The sequence below is a fragment of the Polynucleobacter sp. AM-25C3 genome (genome assembly GCF_018882335.1).
Lineage (GTDB): Bacteria > Pseudomonadota > Gammaproteobacteria > Burkholderiales > Burkholderiaceae > Polynucleobacter.
The window spans coordinates 153,311-168,804 of the sequence record NZ_JACVOS010000003.1 but is presented as its reverse complement, the minus strand read 5'-3'; the positions used below and the strand labels follow the sequence as shown (position 1 = coordinate 168,804).

Here is a 15,494-nt window from a genome sequence, read left to right as displayed (position 1 = left end):
TCGTATTTATTTCCGAATCTATTTTTTTAGGCGCATCTCGGCAGCGCGAGCATGAGCTGTCAAGCCCTCACCGTGTGCGAGCGTACTAGCAACGGCACCTAAGGTTTGAGCACCTGCCTCACTAACCTCAATCATGCTAGAACGTTTGATGAAGTCATACACACCTAACGGCGAAGAGAAGCGTGCAGTGCGTGCTGTTGGTAAAACGTGATTCGGGCCAGCGCAATAATCACCAAGGGACTCGCTGGTGTAGTTACCCATAAAGATCGCGCCCGCATGACGAATCAATTCAGCCCACTTTCGTGGCTCGGCAGCGCAAATTTCTAAATGCTCTGCAGCGATGTCGTTGGCAATCTCGCAAGCCTGCGCCATATCTTTTACCTGAATCAATAAAGCGCGATTCGTGAGTGATGCTTCAATCACTTTCTTTCTAGGCATCTCTGGGAGTAGCTTATTGATGCTTGCTTGCACTTGCTCAATAAATTGCTCATCTGGGCAAAGCAAAATAGATTGCGCTAATTCATCGTGCTCAGCTTGTGAGAACAAATCCATCGCAATCCAATCGGGATTACTAGAGCCATCACAGAGAACCAAGATTTCTGATGGGCCAGCGATCATATCGATGCCGACGATCCCAAACACACGGCGCTTGGCAGCAGCTACATAAGCATTACCAGGACCAACAATTTTATCGACAGAAGGAATCGTTTTTGTGCCGTAAGCCAAAGCGCCAACTGCTTGCGCACCACCAATCGTAAAGACGCGATCAACACCGGATAAATAGGCAGCGGCCAAGACCAAGGGGTTACGAGCGCCATCAGGAGTGGGCACTACCATGATGACCTCAGCCACGCCAGCAACTTTTGCGGGGATAGCATTCATCAATACGGAGGAAGGATATGCTGCTTTGCCACCGGGCACATAAATTCCGACGCGATCTAAAGCGGTGACTTTTTGACCCAAGCGAGTTCCATCAGCCTCTTCATATTCCCAAGAGTGGCAACCCGCTTCAATCTTTTGCTTCTCGTGATAAGCGCGCACACGTTGCGCAGCAATATCCAAAGCATTTTTCTGCTCGGCCGATAAACCATCGTAAGCATTTTTTAATGCTGATTGAGAAATCTCTAGCTCAGCAACGCTCGCAACATCTAATCGATCAAATTGTTTTGTGTAATCCAACACTGCAGTATCACCATTGGCTTTTACTTGTGCCAAGACCTTCACTACGACAGCATCAATCGCCTCATCATCAGCCATCGGCAACGAAAGACTAGAGAGCAGCGTTTCTTTGAAACCTGCGTCTTTGCTATTGAGGCGCTTGACTTTGACTTCAGCGGACATAGGGATTTTCTTGTTTACTTCAATAATTCAAAGAATGGCTGAAGTTGTGCGCGCTTACGTTTATACGAAGCTTGATTAACAACCATGCGGGCGCTGATGTCAGCGATGGGCTCAACCTCAACCAAACCATTTGCGCGCAAAGTATTGCCTGTAGATACTAGATCTACAATCGCATCAGCCAATCCAACTAATGGGGCTAACTCCATCGAGCCATATAAATGAATCGTATCAATGTGTACGCCCTTATTAGCAAAGTGCTCACGTGCACAGTTGACATACTTAGTTGCAACTTTCAAACGAGATCCTTGCTTTACAGCAGTGGCGTAATCAAAGCCTTCTTTGACAGCTACCGACATACGGCATTTGGCGATATTGAGATCAAAAGGGACATAGAGTCCGTCTGTACCGTTTTCCATCAAGACATCTAAGCCAGCCACCCCAAAATCGGCACCACCGAACTGAACGTAGGTCGGCACATCCGAAGCGCGCACAATAATTAAGCGCACATCCGGATTGGAGGTCTCAATAATGAGTTTGCGTGACTTCTCAGGATCTTCAAGCGGACGAATGCCGATCTTAGATAAGATCTCAGCGGTTTCTTCGAAGATACGCCCCTTCGAGAGGGCTAAAGTTAACTTCATGGACTAATTATCCATCAGGCTTACTTGATCCGCTGAATGTTAGCCCCTAAGAGGGTTAACTTTTGCTCCATGCGGTCATATCCACGATCCAAGTGATAAATCCGGTCTACCTGAGTTTCGCCTTGGGCAGCCAAACCGGCAATCACCAAACTTGCGGAAGCGCGCAAATCCGTAGCCATCACAATCGCGCCAGACAGCTTCTCCACGCCCTGCGCAATTGCCGTATTTCCCTCAATAGCGATATCAGCGCCGAGGCGATTCATCTCCTGAACGTGCATAAAACGGTTCTCAAAGATGGTTTCAGTAATCGTGGCATTACCCTCAGCAATGGCATTGACCGCCATTAACTGGGCCTGCATGTCAGTGGGAAAAGCTGGGTATTCAGAAGTGCGGAAGCTAACTGCCTTAGGACGACCTTTCATGGAAGCCTTAATCCAGTCTGGCCCAAGCTCCATCTCCAAGCCTGCTTCTTTGAGTTTGACGATCACAGCATCTAAGGTGTCAGGACGACAGTGCCTTACAAGCACCTCCCCACCAGTAGCCGCAACAGCACACAAGAATGTGCCCGTCTCAATACGGTCGGCGATCACAGAATGTTCTGCGCTATGAAGCTTTTCAACACCCTCAATAACTAAACGATCACTGCCGATGCCGCTAATCTTGGCGCCCATCTTTACAAGCAACTCTGCCAAGTCACCCACTTCAGGTTCACGGGCAGCGTTCTCCAGAATACTCGTGCCAGATGCCAAAGTGGCAGCCATCAATAAATTTTCTGTGCCAGTAACCGTAATCATGTCAGTCAAAATCGAGGCGCCCTGCAAACGGCCATCTTCTGATTTAGTTTCTGCTTGAATATAGCCACTCTTAATTTTGATAGTGGCGCCCATCGCCTTCAAACCCTTGATGTGCTGATCCACAGGTCTCGCACCAATCGCACAACCGCCCGGCAACGAAACCTTCGCGCTATGCATTCTGGCAAGCAATGGACCCAAAACCAAAATCGAGGCACGCATGGTTTTCACCATTTCGTAAGTTGCTTCAGAGCTCTTAATGTTGGCCGCATTGAGAACAACATGATTGCGATCATTGGCGTCCGGGAAAGTGACGGCTACGCCAATTTCCTGGAGAAGCTTGAGCATCGTCCGTACATCTTGCAAGTCGGGAACATTACGCAAGGTGATTGGCTCGTCGCAAAGCAAGCAAGCACACAGAATTGGCAAGGCTGCGTTCTTCGCGCCAGCAATCATCACTTCGCCCTTGAGCGGAGTGCCGCCAACCATTCGTAATTTATCCATGAATCTATTCCAGTAAAAAGCTAATGCGGTATTTTAGGTTGTGGAGTTTTGCGCGAACTCTTCAGGCGTAAACGCTTTGATTGACAAGGCATGTACTTCCGCCTTCATACGATCACCCATGGCGCCATACACCAACTGATGACGCTGAATGAGACGTTTACCCTCAAACTCAGGACTCACGATCGTCGCAAAGAAATGTTGGCCATCACCTTCAACTTTAATATGGGTGCAGGCTATACCCTGCTGGATATAGCCCTCAATTTGCTCTGGGGTTGGCAACATCTCGATCTCCTAATTCTGAATAAACAACAACTGCTAATAATTTCTGTATTCAATATTTTGATGCAACTCAATCGTCAACTAGTTTCTTAACTTATAGCCCTTTTGCAATAAACGCAAAGCCACCACCGAAACCAAGACTAAAAAGGCTGCAACAATTGCCAAGCTATCCCAAGGGGATATATCGGACACTCCAAAGAAGCCATAACGAAACCCATCAATCATGTAGAAAAAGGGGTTGAAATGCGATACGACTTGCCAAGCAGCAGGCAAAGAGTGGATGGAATAGAACACACCAGATAACATCGTCGCCGGCATGATGATGAAGTTCTGGAAGGCTGCTAGTTGATCATATTTATCAGCCCATATACCCGCAATTAAACCCATGCTACCCAGAATTGCCGCCCCCAACAGGGCAAACACCATGATCCACAAAGGATATTCAAATGATGGCATGGCAAACCATGCGGTAATCGCCAGTACGCCCGCACCTACAACCACACCACGGAACACCGCAGCCAACACATAGGCAGCATAAAACTCGAGATGACTAAAAGGTGCCAGCAAGACAAACACCAAGTTACCTGTAACTTTGGATTGAATGAGAGAAGAGGAGGTATTCGCAAAAGCATTCTGCAAGACACTCATCATGACTAGGCCAGGAATCAAGAAGGCTGTGTAGTTAAGGCGGCCATAGACCTCTTTTCCCTCTAGCACGTGTCCAAAAATCATTAAATACAAAACAGCAGTCAGTACTGGTGCTGCAACCGTCTGAAATCCTACTTTATAAAAACGCTTAATTTCTTTGCGCAATAGCGTCGGAAAGCCGCTACCATATGACATTGATGCGTGATTGAGAATGGGCTTCATAAGGCATTCCCCGACATGATGTTGACAAACACTTCTTCAAGATCAGTCTTTCCTTCGCCGTCTTTTTTAACTGAGCCATGCTGGCTTAATAGATTCACGGTGGTATCAAGAGCAACAATCTTTCCTTGCTTGAGCATGGCAATGCGCTGACAGAGTGCCTCTGCCTCTTCCAAGTAATGGGTTGTTAAAACAATCGTGTGCCCATCTTGATTAAGACGACTAATAAATTGCCAAAGCGATTGACGTAACTCTACATCGACACCTGCGGTAGGCTCATCCAAAATAATGACTGGCGGTCTATGCACCAAGGCCTGCGCCACCAAGACTCGACGCTTCATGCCGCCAGATAAGGAGCGCATGTTGCTATCCGCTTTACTGCTTAGGTCCAGATTGGCCATGATCTCATCAATCCAAGCATCGTTATGACGAATACCAAAATACCCTGACTGAAATTGCAGCGTTTCGCGAACAGTAAAGAAGGGATCAAATACCAACTCCTGCGGCACGACTCCCAGCATCCGGCGCGCCTCACGAAATTGACTTTGTACATCGGCACCCATAATCGCAGCATGTCCTTGATCGGCAGTCACTAAGCCAGCCAGAATCGAGATCAGAGTTGTCTTGCCAGCGCCATTGGGGCCAAGCAGGCCAAAGAACTCGCCTTGCTCGATTGATAAAGAGACATCATCTAACGCTTTAAGCGCTCCATAATTTTTTGAAATGTTTTTAATCGATATCGCGGCGTGCATGCTATGACAAACCTAGCAACTCAGCAACGCCATACACGCCAGCCAACACCTTTAACTTTTCAGGCGCGTTTAGAACTTCGATCTGCTGACCGTCGGCCTGTAATTTTTTCTGCCATGCTAGCAGCACCGTTAATACGGTAGAGTCAAAATCTTTGAGGCTGATGCAATCGACTGTTCTTAATGCAGCCAAATTTAATAAGCCATCTTTTTCCAATTGCAAAACATTGTCTTGCGTCACTGAAACGGGCAATAAAAATGGCATCTTCTATTTATCTTTGCTTGATCTGAATGTGATCTTTAATTCGCAGGCTTTGCGGCGGCGAGTTGCTTATTGCGATCTTGCAAAAACTTCACCAGGCCCTCAACGCCGTTCTGACTAATTTGATTGGCAAATTGATTTCTATAGGCCTCAACTAGCCATACACCCATAATGTTCATGTCGTAGACTCTCCAACCGTTGGCCGTTTTCTCGAGCCGATAGTCAAGGGGCACTGGATCGCCGCGCCCAATCACTACCGTTTTAACAACCACCTCTTTATCGTCTGGCGCTGCGCGCAACGGCTTGAATTGAATCGTTTGATCGCGGAGCTGGCTTAATGCACCGGAGTAGGTGCGGATAAGCAAATTCTTAAACTCACTTACTAATTGCGCTTGCTGCTCAGGAGTAGCCTTCTTCCAATTAGGTCCCATCGCCATTTCAGTAGTGCGACGCATATCGGTATAGGGAACAATTTTCTTTTCTACCAAATCCACAATACGCGGAATATTTCCTTTTTGAATCTCAGGATCAGACTTTACAGATGCCATTACATCCGAAACAACTGCTTTGATCAGGCCATCTGGCGTGGACTGATCAACCGCCTGGGCGGAAACAGCGCCAACAGCCAAAAACAAACTTGATAGCAATACTGCGCTGTATTTTTGAATGGTTTTATGGCTTTTCATGTGTCCTCGATCGATGCTGGTCATTGAGGCTCATTTTAGCCCTTTAAGGGAATCTAGTCAGGCTTGGGAGCCTTTATTCGTAGGGATTTTGATACGGCGGCATCAATACTGGGTCGCCCTCACGCCCCTCATTGATCTGATATTCACGCCTCTGAATATAGGCATCACGCATAAAGCTGTACTTATCAATAGCTGCCACATCCAATAAATCACCTGCTTCATAGTAAGTATTGCGGCCATTAATGATGCGAAGGCCGGTAATACTATTACGCAGGCCAATATCCTTTACATAGCCAAATAAATAATCGGACTCTAAATCAGCTACCGTTCCAAAGGTATCGCGCACATTGCTTGGGCCAAAAAATGGCAAAACCACATAAGGGCCTGCAGGAACACCCCAAACTCCAAAAGTTTGACCCCAGTCTTCTTTATGCTTAGGAAGACCTCCGGGGGTAGCCATATCAATTAAACCGCCGAGCCCGAAAGTGGTATTCACGACGACCCGCATGAGGTCACTAAAGGCAAGGTCAGGGTTGCCCTGTAATAAGTTTTGTAGTGCAGTGTAAATATCGCTGTAATTACCAAAAAAATTGTAAATACCATCTCTTACAAATTCAGGCAAAACAAAGCGATAGCCAGCAACAATCGGCTTGAGCAAGTAGGCATCTAAGCCTTCATTGAATTCAAAAACGGAGCGGTTAAACGGCTCCCAGGGGTCATGCGGGGAAGGTTCAACTCCAGCAGGAATAGACGCACAGCCCACCATGGCACCCACCAAACCCAGCAGCAGCAGACGTTTAAGCTTTGCTAACCACAACATTATTTTGCCGCACCCTTATCTTGACCGCTATCAGCAGCCTTGTTGTACAAAAACTGGCTAATGAGGTTTTCTAAAACCACTGCGGACTGAGTCTGAGAAATTTTATCTCCGGCTGCCAACATATCATCTGAACCACCTGCCTCAAGACCAATATATTGTTCGCCCAACAAACCCGAAGTCAAAATCTTGGCAGAGGAGTCTTTAGGAAACTTATAACTGTCCTCAATTGTCATGGTGACCGTTGCTTGATAGGTCTTGTCATCAAAAGAGATATTCGCAATACGGCCCACAACCACGCCCGCACTTTTGACGGGTGCGCGTGGCTTCAAGCCGCCGATATTGTCAAAACGCGCGGAAATTTTATAAGTGGGTGCAAAAGAAACGGCATTCATATTGCCGACTTTCAATGCGAGGAATAAAGCAGCCAATAAACCAATGGCTACAAAAATTCCGACCCAAACATCAATTGCACTTTTTCTCATAAGAGTCCCAGTTTATTCTTTCTAATTCGAGAACATCATCGCGGTTAGCAAGAAATCCAATGCTAAAACCGATAAAGAGGAGATCACCACGGTGCGGGTAGTCGCTTGCGACACGCCCTCTGGTGTTGGCTTTGCCTCATAACCCTGATACAGGGCTATAAAAGTCACAGCTACGCCAAATACCAAGCTTTTAATCAGGCCATTGCCGATATCCGAAAAGAGGTCTACCCCGCCCTGCATCTGTGACCAAAAGGCGCCAGAGTCCACACCAATTAAGGGTACGCCAACAAAGTAACCACCCATGACACCTACAGCAGTAAAGATTGTCGCCAAAATCGGCATCGCAATAATGCCCGCCCAGAGACGTGGTGCAATCACGCGACTCAATGGATCTACCGCCATCATCTCCATGGCACTCAATTGCTCGCCAGCCTTCATCAAACCAATTTCCGCCGTCAGTGAAGTGCCAGCGCGACCAGCAAATAACAAAGCCGTAATGACCGGGCCCAGCTCACGTGTCAGCGACAAGGCAACCAATAAACCCAGCGCCTGCTCTGATCCATAACGGTTGAGGGTGTAATAACCCTGCAAACCCAAGACGAAGCCAACAAATAAACCGGATATCGCAATAATTACAAACGAGTGGTTGCCCACAAACAAAATTTGATCGGAAACTAAGCGGGGTCTTTTTAATAAGAAACCTGAACGCCAAATGACTGCAGCAAACATCCGCGCAGCAAGCCCAAGACTCGTTAAGTTGCGACGAACGAAAAATCCCAGATCGCCAAAGAGATCTAAAGCCTTATTTAGAACTGTCATTTCAGGCTCACCCCAAAATCTTCTGCAAGACTTTGGCCTGGGTAGTGAAACGGCACCGGTCCATCAGGCGATGCATCCAAGAACTGTCGCACAAAAGGATCTGGTGAGCAGCTCAACTCTTCTGGTGTGCCTTCAGCGCCAATGCGACCATTAGCAATGAAATAAACGTAATCTGCAATCTCAAAAGTTTCCTCAACATCATGAGTGACCAATAGACTAGTTGCACCCAAAGCCTGATTCAAATCCCGAATCAAACGTGCGGTAATTCCTAAAGAAATTGGATCTAAACCAGCAAATGGCTCGTCATACATAATTAAAGGTGGATCAAGAGCAATTGCTCTTGCCAAGGCAACACGACGCGCCATGCCACCAGAAATTTGTGAAGGCATTAAATCGCGTGCACCACGCAAGCCAACGGCATTGAGTTTCATGAGCACCAAAGAGCGTAATAACTCTTCACTCAAATCGGTATGCTCACGCAAAGGAAAGGCAACGTTTTCAAAAACACTAAGATCAGTAAAGAGTGCTCCAAACTGAAAGAGCATGCCCATGCGGCGACGGGCAGCCATTAATTCAGTGCCATTCATTTTGCCGATATCACGGCCTTCAAATAAAACTTGGCCTGACTGCGCAGTGAACTGGCCGCCAATCAGTCTCAGAATAGTGGTCTTGCCGCAACCAGAGCCGCCCATTACTGCGACGACTTGACCACGGCGAAACTCCATATTGAGTCCCGATAGAATTTGCCGCTCGCCCGGGGCGTAGGAAAAATTGATGTCCTTCACTGCAACAACAACTTCGCCATGGCCACCGCTAGCGGTTTTTTGCTTTGCTTCCACTGAGTCTGGGTGGCTAGTGTTCATATCCTCGATATTATCGCGGCAGAACAGAAGACCCCATCAAATACTCATCTACTGCCTGGGCTGCCTGACGGCCTTCACGAATCGCCCACACTACCAAAGATTGTCCGCGACGCATATCGCCAGCAGCAAATACCTTAGGAACATTGGTTTGATACGCATTTTGGCCGTCAACAGTGGCTTTTGCATTACCGCGAGCATCTTTTTCGACACCAAAGGCATTGAGCACTTGGGCTGCCGGGGACACAAAGCCCATTGCCAAGAACACTAAATCTGCCTTGATCTCAAATTCAGAGTTTGGCATTTCTGTCATCTTGCCGTCTTTCCACTCCAAACGGACACAGATCAATTTCTCGAGTTTGCCGTCTTTGCCTTCAAAACGCTTAGTGGCAACAGACCAATCACGATCGCAACCCTCTTCATGAGATGAAGAGGTACGTAACTTCGTTGGCCAATATGGCCATACCAGAGGCTTATTCTCGACTTCTGGTGGCTGGGGCATCAATTCAAACTGGGTAATCTTGGTAGCGCCATGACGGTTAGAGGTTCCGACGCAATCGGATCCAGTATCACCACCACCGATCACCACCACATTCTTGCCCGCTGCAGAAATTTCATTTTTGAAATCGCCGGCATTTTCTTTGTTCTGAGGAATCAAAAATTCCAAAGCATAGTGAACACCCTTCAACTCACGGCCAGGAACTGGCAAGTCACGTGGCTGCTCAGATCCGCCACTAATAACAACCGCATCAAAATCCTTCATCAGCTGATCAGGGGAAACCGTCTTGGTTGAGTAATTTTTTACTTCAGCACCAATAGCTTCTTTACCAACAAATACACCCGTCTCAAATTTCACGCCTTCGGCTTGCATCTGCTCAACACGGCGATCAATTAACCACTTTTCCATTTTGAAATCAGGAATACCGTAGCGAAGTAATCCACCGATACGATCATTCTTTTCAAAGACAGTAACGTCATGACCCACGCGCGCCAATTGCTGCGCAGTCGCCATGCCCGCAGGGCCGCCGCCAACGACAGCTACTTTTTTGCCCGTCTTAGTTTTCGATGGTTGTGGCTTAACCCAGCCACTTTCCCAGCCCTTATCAATAATGGCGTGCTCGATAGACTTGATTCCAACCGCATCGCTATTGATTCCCAATGTGCAAGCAGCCTCACAAGGAGCCGGGCAAATACGGCCAGTGAATTCAGGGAAGTTATTGGTTGATTGCAAAACATCTAATGCATTCTTCCAATCGTTATGAAACACCAAGTCATTGAAGTCCGGAATGATGTTGTTCACAGGGCAACCGTTATTGCAAAACGGAATGCCACAGTCCATACAACGTGCACCCTGCACTTTGGCTTCGTCATCCGTTAATGCGGCAACGAACTCTTTGTAGTGATGTAGGCGTTTAACGGGAGCTTCGTAGGTTTCATCTACGCGCTCAAACCCCATAAATCCAGTGACCTTACCCATATCGAATCCTTAGTATCTTTTCTTGATGTCTTTATTAATTAAGCAGCTTATTAGCAACTTATGCAGTCACAGTTTTGTTTTGTGCTTTTTCCCACAACTCACCCAAAGCACGCTTGTACTCAGTAGGAAGCACTTTCACAAAACGACCACGGGCATTTTCCCAATCGGCCAAGAGTGCTTTTGCACGCTCTGAACCGGTATGGCGGAAATGACGCTCGATCAAACCCTTTAGAATTTGCTCATCAGTCATGCGCTCGCCACCATCCTTCACATCAACAGGGGCATGCCATTGAGACTGAGGCATCTTGGCAATCTGCTCAGCAGAAGGCAATACTTTTTCCAAAGTCGCCATGCTGGTATTGCAACGCTTATCAAAGAGTCCATCTTCGTCATAGACATAAGCAATACCACCACTCATACCTGCAGCAAAATTGCGACCAGTTGCGCCCAGTACAACTACAGTACCGCCAGTCATGTACTCGCATCCGTGATCGCCGGTACCCTCAACCACTGTTGTTGCACCAGAATTACGAACTGCAAAACGCTCACCAGCAACGCCATTGAAGAATGCCTCGCCACCGATTGCGCCGTAAAGAACAGTGTTGCCGACAATGATGTTCTTTGCTGTGTCACCACGGAACCCATGGGGAGCGCGCACGATGACTCGGCCGCCTGAGAGACCCTTACCAACATAGTCATTACCGTCGCCAACTAAATCCAAAGTGACACCGCGTGCCAAGAAAGCGGCAAAACTTTGACCAGCAGTGCCGTTCAATTGAATATGAATAGTGTCATCAGGCAAGCCAGCGTGGCCATAACGCTGAGCAATTTCTCCGGAGAGCATTGCGCCAACAGTACGATTCACGTTCTTCACTGGAACAATGAAAGAAACCTTCTCGCCACGTTGCAGCGCAGGTTCACTCTTCTCAATCAGAATATTATCCAAAGCACTACCTAAGCCGTGCTCTTGAGTGAGGATCTGATAGCGAGGAGCGTCTTTAGCTACATTAGGCTCAGCAAAAATCTTGCTGAAATCTAAGCCATGCACTTTCCAGTTCTCAATCCCTTTACGGGTATCTAAGAGGTCAACACGACCAATCAAATCATCAAACTTACGAATACCGAGTTGCGCCATGATCTCGCGCACTTCTTCAGCAATAAAGAAGAAGAAGTTCACAACATGCTCAGGTTTACCAGAGAACTTTTTACGCAATGCTGGATCTTGAGTGGCAACGCCAACTGGACAGGTATTCAAATGACACTTACGCATCATGATGCAACCTTCAACGACCAATGGCGCAGTGGCAAAACCGAACTCATCCGCACCCAACAAGGCGCCAATCACGACGTCACGACCGGTTTTCATTTGGCCGTCAGCTTGAACACGGATACGACTACGCAAACCATTGAGTACTAATGTTTGTTGAGTTTCAGCCAATCCCAATTCCCATGGGGAGCCAGCATGCTTAATAGAAGACAGTGGTGATGCACCTGTACCGCCATCATGTCCGGCGATAACGACGTGATCCGCTTTTGCTTTGGCAACACCAGCAGCAATCGTGCCAACACCCACTTCAGACACCAACTTCACAGATACATCAGCAGCTGGGTTCACATTCTTCAGATCGTGAATCAACTGTGCAATATCTTCAATCGAGTAAATATCGTGGTGCGGAGGAGGCGAAATCAAACCAACGCCTGGCACGGAGAAGCGCAACTTACCAATGTAATCAGAAACTTTGCCGCCAGGCAATTGACCGCCCTCACCAGGCTTAGCACCTTGAGCCATCTTGATCTGAATCTGATCAGCAGAGCGCAAATACTCAGTAGTGACACCAAAACGTCCTGAAGCAACTTGCTTAATTTTCGAGCGCAATGAATCGCCATCGAGCAAAGGAATGTTTGCTTCAACCACATCGCTACCCAAAATACTCGCTAAGGTTTCACCTTTTTTGATAGGAATGCCTTTGAGTTCATTCACATAACGATTAGGATCTTCACCACCCTCACCAGTATTGGACTTACCGCCAATCCGGTTCATGGCGATCGCCAACGTAGCGTGAGCTTCAGTAGAAATAGAACCTAAAGACATCGCACCCGTAGCAAAACGTTTGACGATTTCTTTTGCAGACTCCACTTCATCCAATGGAATCGCTTTAGCTGGATCAATCTTAAATTCAAACAAACCGCGCAATGTCATCTGACGCTTAGTTTGGTCGTTGATGATGTTGGCGTACTCTTTATAGGTCTGATAGCCCTTCTCAGCACCAATACGTGTGGAGTGCTGCAACTTCGCAATCGTGTCTGGAGTCCACATATGGTTTTCACCACGAATACGAAATGCGTACTCACCGCCCGCTTCGAGCATATTGGTTAAGACTGGGTCATTGCCAAAGGCAGACTGATGCATACGCAAGGCTTCTTCGGCCACCTCAAATACACCGATACCACCAACGTTTGATGGAGTGCCTTTGAAGTAATGATCAATAACCTCTTTATTTAAACCAATGGCTTCAAAAATCTGTGAGCCGGTATAAGACATGTAAGTAGAGATGCCCATTTTGGACATCACTTTTTGCAAGCCTTTACCAACGGCTTTGACAAAATTCTTCACTGCTTTTTCAGCAGATAAATCTCCAGATAAGCCTTTAGCCATTTCAGCCAAAGTTTCCATTGCCAGGTATGGGTGAACTGCTTCTGCACCATAGCCAGCCAATAGCGCGAAGTGGTGTGTCTCACGTGCGCTACCCGTTTCAACAACGAGGCCAACGCTTGTACGTAAACCTTTTTCAACTAAGTGCTGATGAATAGCCGAAGTAGCTAACAATGCAGGAATAGCCACATGCTCTTCATCCACCTGACGATCACTCACGATCAAGATGTTGTAGCCAGATCGAACAGCATCAGCCGCTTCAGCACATAGAGATGCTAAGCGCGCCTCAATGCCAGCTTTGCCCCATGATGCTGGGTAGCAAATATCTAATTCGTATGAGCGGAACTTGCCGTTGGTGTAGTGACCGATATGACGAATTTTGGCCATGTCGTCAAAATCTAAAATCGGCTGACTTACTTCCAAGCGCATTGGCGGGTTGATATTGTTTGTATCCAACAAATTCGGCTTAGGTCCTATGAAAGACACCAAAGACATCACCATGTTTTCACGGATAGAATCAATCGGAGGATTGGTTACCTGCGCAAATAATTGCTTGAAATAGTTATACAGTGGCTTGTTCTTATTCGAGAGCACTGCCAATGGGCTATCGTTACCCATGGATCCAATAGCCTCTTCACCGTTCATTGCCATCGGCGCCATGAGGTACTTGATGTCCTCTTGGGTATATCCAAAGGCTTGCTGACGGTCTAATAGTTTTGCCGCTGGACGAATAGTGGTTTTTTCATCAACCAAATCAACTTTGCTGGCATCGACTTCATCCAGCTTAACGCGAACAGCGTCAATCCAACTCTTATATGGCTTGGCTTTTGAGACGGCATCTTTTAATTCGATGTCATCAATAATGCGGCCCTGCTCCATATCAATCATGAACATCTTGCCTGGTTGCAAGCGCCATTTTTGAACAATCTTGCTTTCAGGAATTGGCAACACACCAGCCTCAGAACCCATGATGACTAAATCATCATCAGTCACGTAATAACGCGCTGGACGCAAACCATTACGGTCTAAAGTTGCGCCAATTTGACGGCCATCTGTAAACGCCATTGCTGCTGGACCATCCCATGGCTCCATCATCGCAGCGTGATACTCATAGAAGGCCCGACGGTTGTCGTCCATCAAGGTATGCTGTTCCCAAGCTTCTGGGATCATCATCATCATGGCTTGTGCCAGCGGGTAGCCCGCCATGACCAATAACTCTAAGCAGTTATCAAAACAAGCGGTGTCTGACTGACCTGGATAAATGAGTGGCCACAATTTTTTGAGGTCATCTCCAAGCACTGGGGAGCTAATAGCACCTTCGCGTGCATTAACCCAGTTGACGTTGCCTTTAACTGTATTGATCTCGCCGTTATGCGCAATCATGCGATACGGGTGAGCCAACTCCCAAGCCGGGAAAGTATTGGTTGAGAAACGTTGATGCACTAAAGCCAATGCGGATACAGTGCGTGGATCTTGTAAATCTTTGTAGTACGCACCCACCTGATTTGCCAACAGCAAACCCTTATAAACAATAGTGCGTGCAGACATCGACGCAACAAAATATTCTTTGCCGTGCTTTAAATGTAAATCTTGAATGGCATGACTTGCTGTTTTGCGAATGACATACAACTTGCGCTCTAACGCATCAGTTGTCATGATCTCGCGCCCACGACCAATAAAGATCTGACGAATAAATGGCTCGGTCATTTGTACTGTTGGAGACATCGGCAATTTCACATCGATAGGCACATCTCTCCAACCCAAAACAACTTGACCTTCCAAACGCACGGTGCGCTCTAACTCTTGCTCGCAAGCCAGGCGGGAAGCATGTTCTTTAGGCAAGAAAATCATACCAACGCCATACTCACCCTGCGGTGGCAACTCAATGCCTTGTTTAGCCATCTCTTCGCGATACAGAGTATCGGGAACTTGAATCAAGATTCCGGCACCATCACCCATTAATGGATCGGCACCAACTGCTCCCCGGTGATCTAAGTTCTCCAGAATTTTCAATCCCTGAGCAACGATCTCATGCGACTTCTTACCCTTGATGTGTGCGACGAATCCTACACCGCAAGCATCATGCTCGTTTCGTGGATCGTAGAGACCTTGAGCGATTGGACGAAGATCTGTATTCATTTGTGTAGTCATGGTATTTCCGTTTGCCTTGAGGCCTGATTACTTTTGGAGGATCCAATATAGGTGAATACCCATGCTGATGCAATAGAAATAAAATGAGTCTGTCCCATTTAAATAAGGGAAG

The 15,494-nt window shown here is 47.2% G+C and carries 14 protein-coding genes; all 14 read right to left on the bottom strand.

What is annotated here, in order from left to right:
• Positions 1 to 18: 18 nt before the first annotated feature.
• Positions 19 to 1,341: a histidinol dehydrogenase gene (gene hisD, locus ICN12_RS03095; RefSeq protein ID WP_216270585.1), complete on the bottom strand. Its 1,323-nt coding sequence runs from the start codon at positions 1,339 to 1,341 to the stop codon at positions 19 to 21.
• 14 nt (positions 1,342 to 1,355) lie between these two features.
• Positions 1,356 to 1,982 carry an ATP phosphoribosyltransferase gene (hisG, locus tag ICN12_RS03090; RefSeq protein WP_216270584.1) on the bottom strand — a complete coding sequence of 209 codons (627 nt, stop codon included), beginning with the start codon at positions 1,980 to 1,982 and terminating at the stop codon, positions 1,356 to 1,358.
• Positions 1,983 to 2,002: 20 nt separating this feature from the next.
• Complete coding sequence (gene murA / locus ICN12_RS03085; protein WP_216270583.1) at positions 2,003 to 3,277, bottom strand: UDP-N-acetylglucosamine 1-carboxyvinyltransferase; 1,275 nt, start codon at positions 3,275 to 3,277, stop codon at positions 2,003 to 2,005.
• A 33-nt stretch (positions 3,278 to 3,310) separates the two neighbouring features.
• Positions 3,311 to 3,559, bottom strand: a complete 249-nt coding sequence (locus ICN12_RS03080; RefSeq protein ID WP_216270582.1) for a BolA family protein — start codon at positions 3,557 to 3,559, stop codon at positions 3,311 to 3,313.
• Positions 3,560 to 3,637: 78 nt separating this feature from the next.
• Positions 3,638 to 4,426, bottom strand: coding sequence for an ABC transporter permease (locus ICN12_RS03075; RefSeq protein ID WP_255537665.1), 789 nt, complete (start codon positions 4,424 to 4,426; stop codon positions 3,638 to 3,640).
• Positions 4,423 to 5,175, bottom strand: coding sequence for an ABC transporter ATP-binding protein (locus ICN12_RS03070; RefSeq protein WP_216270581.1), 753 nt, complete (start codon positions 5,173 to 5,175; stop codon positions 4,423 to 4,425). Before ICN12_RS03070 ends, ICN12_RS03075 begins: the two co-directional genes overlap by 4 nt.
• Before the next feature lies 1 nt (position 5,176).
• Positions 5,177 to 5,437, bottom strand: coding sequence for an STAS domain-containing protein (locus tag ICN12_RS03065; protein ID WP_216270580.1), 261 nt, complete (start codon positions 5,435 to 5,437; stop codon positions 5,177 to 5,179).
• Between the two features lie 35 nt (positions 5,438 to 5,472).
• On the bottom strand, positions 5,473 to 6,120 hold the full coding sequence (locus ICN12_RS03060) for an MlaC/ttg2D family ABC transporter substrate-binding protein (RefSeq protein WP_216270621.1): 648 nt from the start codon (positions 6,118 to 6,120) through the stop codon (positions 5,473 to 5,475).
• A gap of 73 nt (positions 6,121 to 6,193) precedes the next feature.
• Positions 6,194 to 6,940, bottom strand: a complete 747-nt coding sequence (locus ICN12_RS03055) for an MlaA family lipoprotein (RefSeq protein WP_216270579.1) — start codon at positions 6,938 to 6,940, stop codon at positions 6,194 to 6,196.
• On the bottom strand, positions 6,940 to 7,422 hold the full coding sequence (gene mlaD, locus ICN12_RS03050) for an outer membrane lipid asymmetry maintenance protein MlaD (protein ID WP_216270578.1): 483 nt from the start codon (positions 7,420 to 7,422) through the stop codon (positions 6,940 to 6,942). The genes ICN12_RS03055 and mlaD overlap by 1 nt, the downstream gene beginning before the upstream one ends.
• 21 nt (positions 7,423 to 7,443) lie before the next feature.
• Positions 7,444 to 8,241, bottom strand: coding sequence for a lipid asymmetry maintenance ABC transporter permease subunit MlaE (gene mlaE, locus ICN12_RS03045; protein ID WP_216270577.1), 798 nt, complete (start codon positions 8,239 to 8,241; stop codon positions 7,444 to 7,446).
• The gene (locus tag ICN12_RS03040; RefSeq protein WP_216270576.1) at positions 8,238 to 9,104 is read right to left on the bottom strand and encodes an ABC transporter ATP-binding protein; all 867 of its coding nucleotides are present in this window, start codon (positions 9,102 to 9,104) and stop codon (positions 8,238 to 8,240) included. Before ICN12_RS03040 ends, mlaE begins: the two co-directional genes overlap by 4 nt.
• Before the next feature lie 10 nt (positions 9,105 to 9,114).
• On the bottom strand, positions 9,115 to 10,578 hold the full coding sequence (locus ICN12_RS03035) for a glutamate synthase subunit beta (protein ID WP_216270575.1): 1,464 nt from the start codon (positions 10,576 to 10,578) through the stop codon (positions 9,115 to 9,117).
• 58 nt (positions 10,579 to 10,636) lie between these two features.
• Positions 10,637 to 15,382, bottom strand: a complete 4,746-nt coding sequence (locus ICN12_RS03030; protein ID WP_216270574.1) for a glutamate synthase-related protein — start codon at positions 15,380 to 15,382, stop codon at positions 10,637 to 10,639.
• Between the last annotated feature and the right edge of the window lie 112 nt (positions 15,383 to 15,494).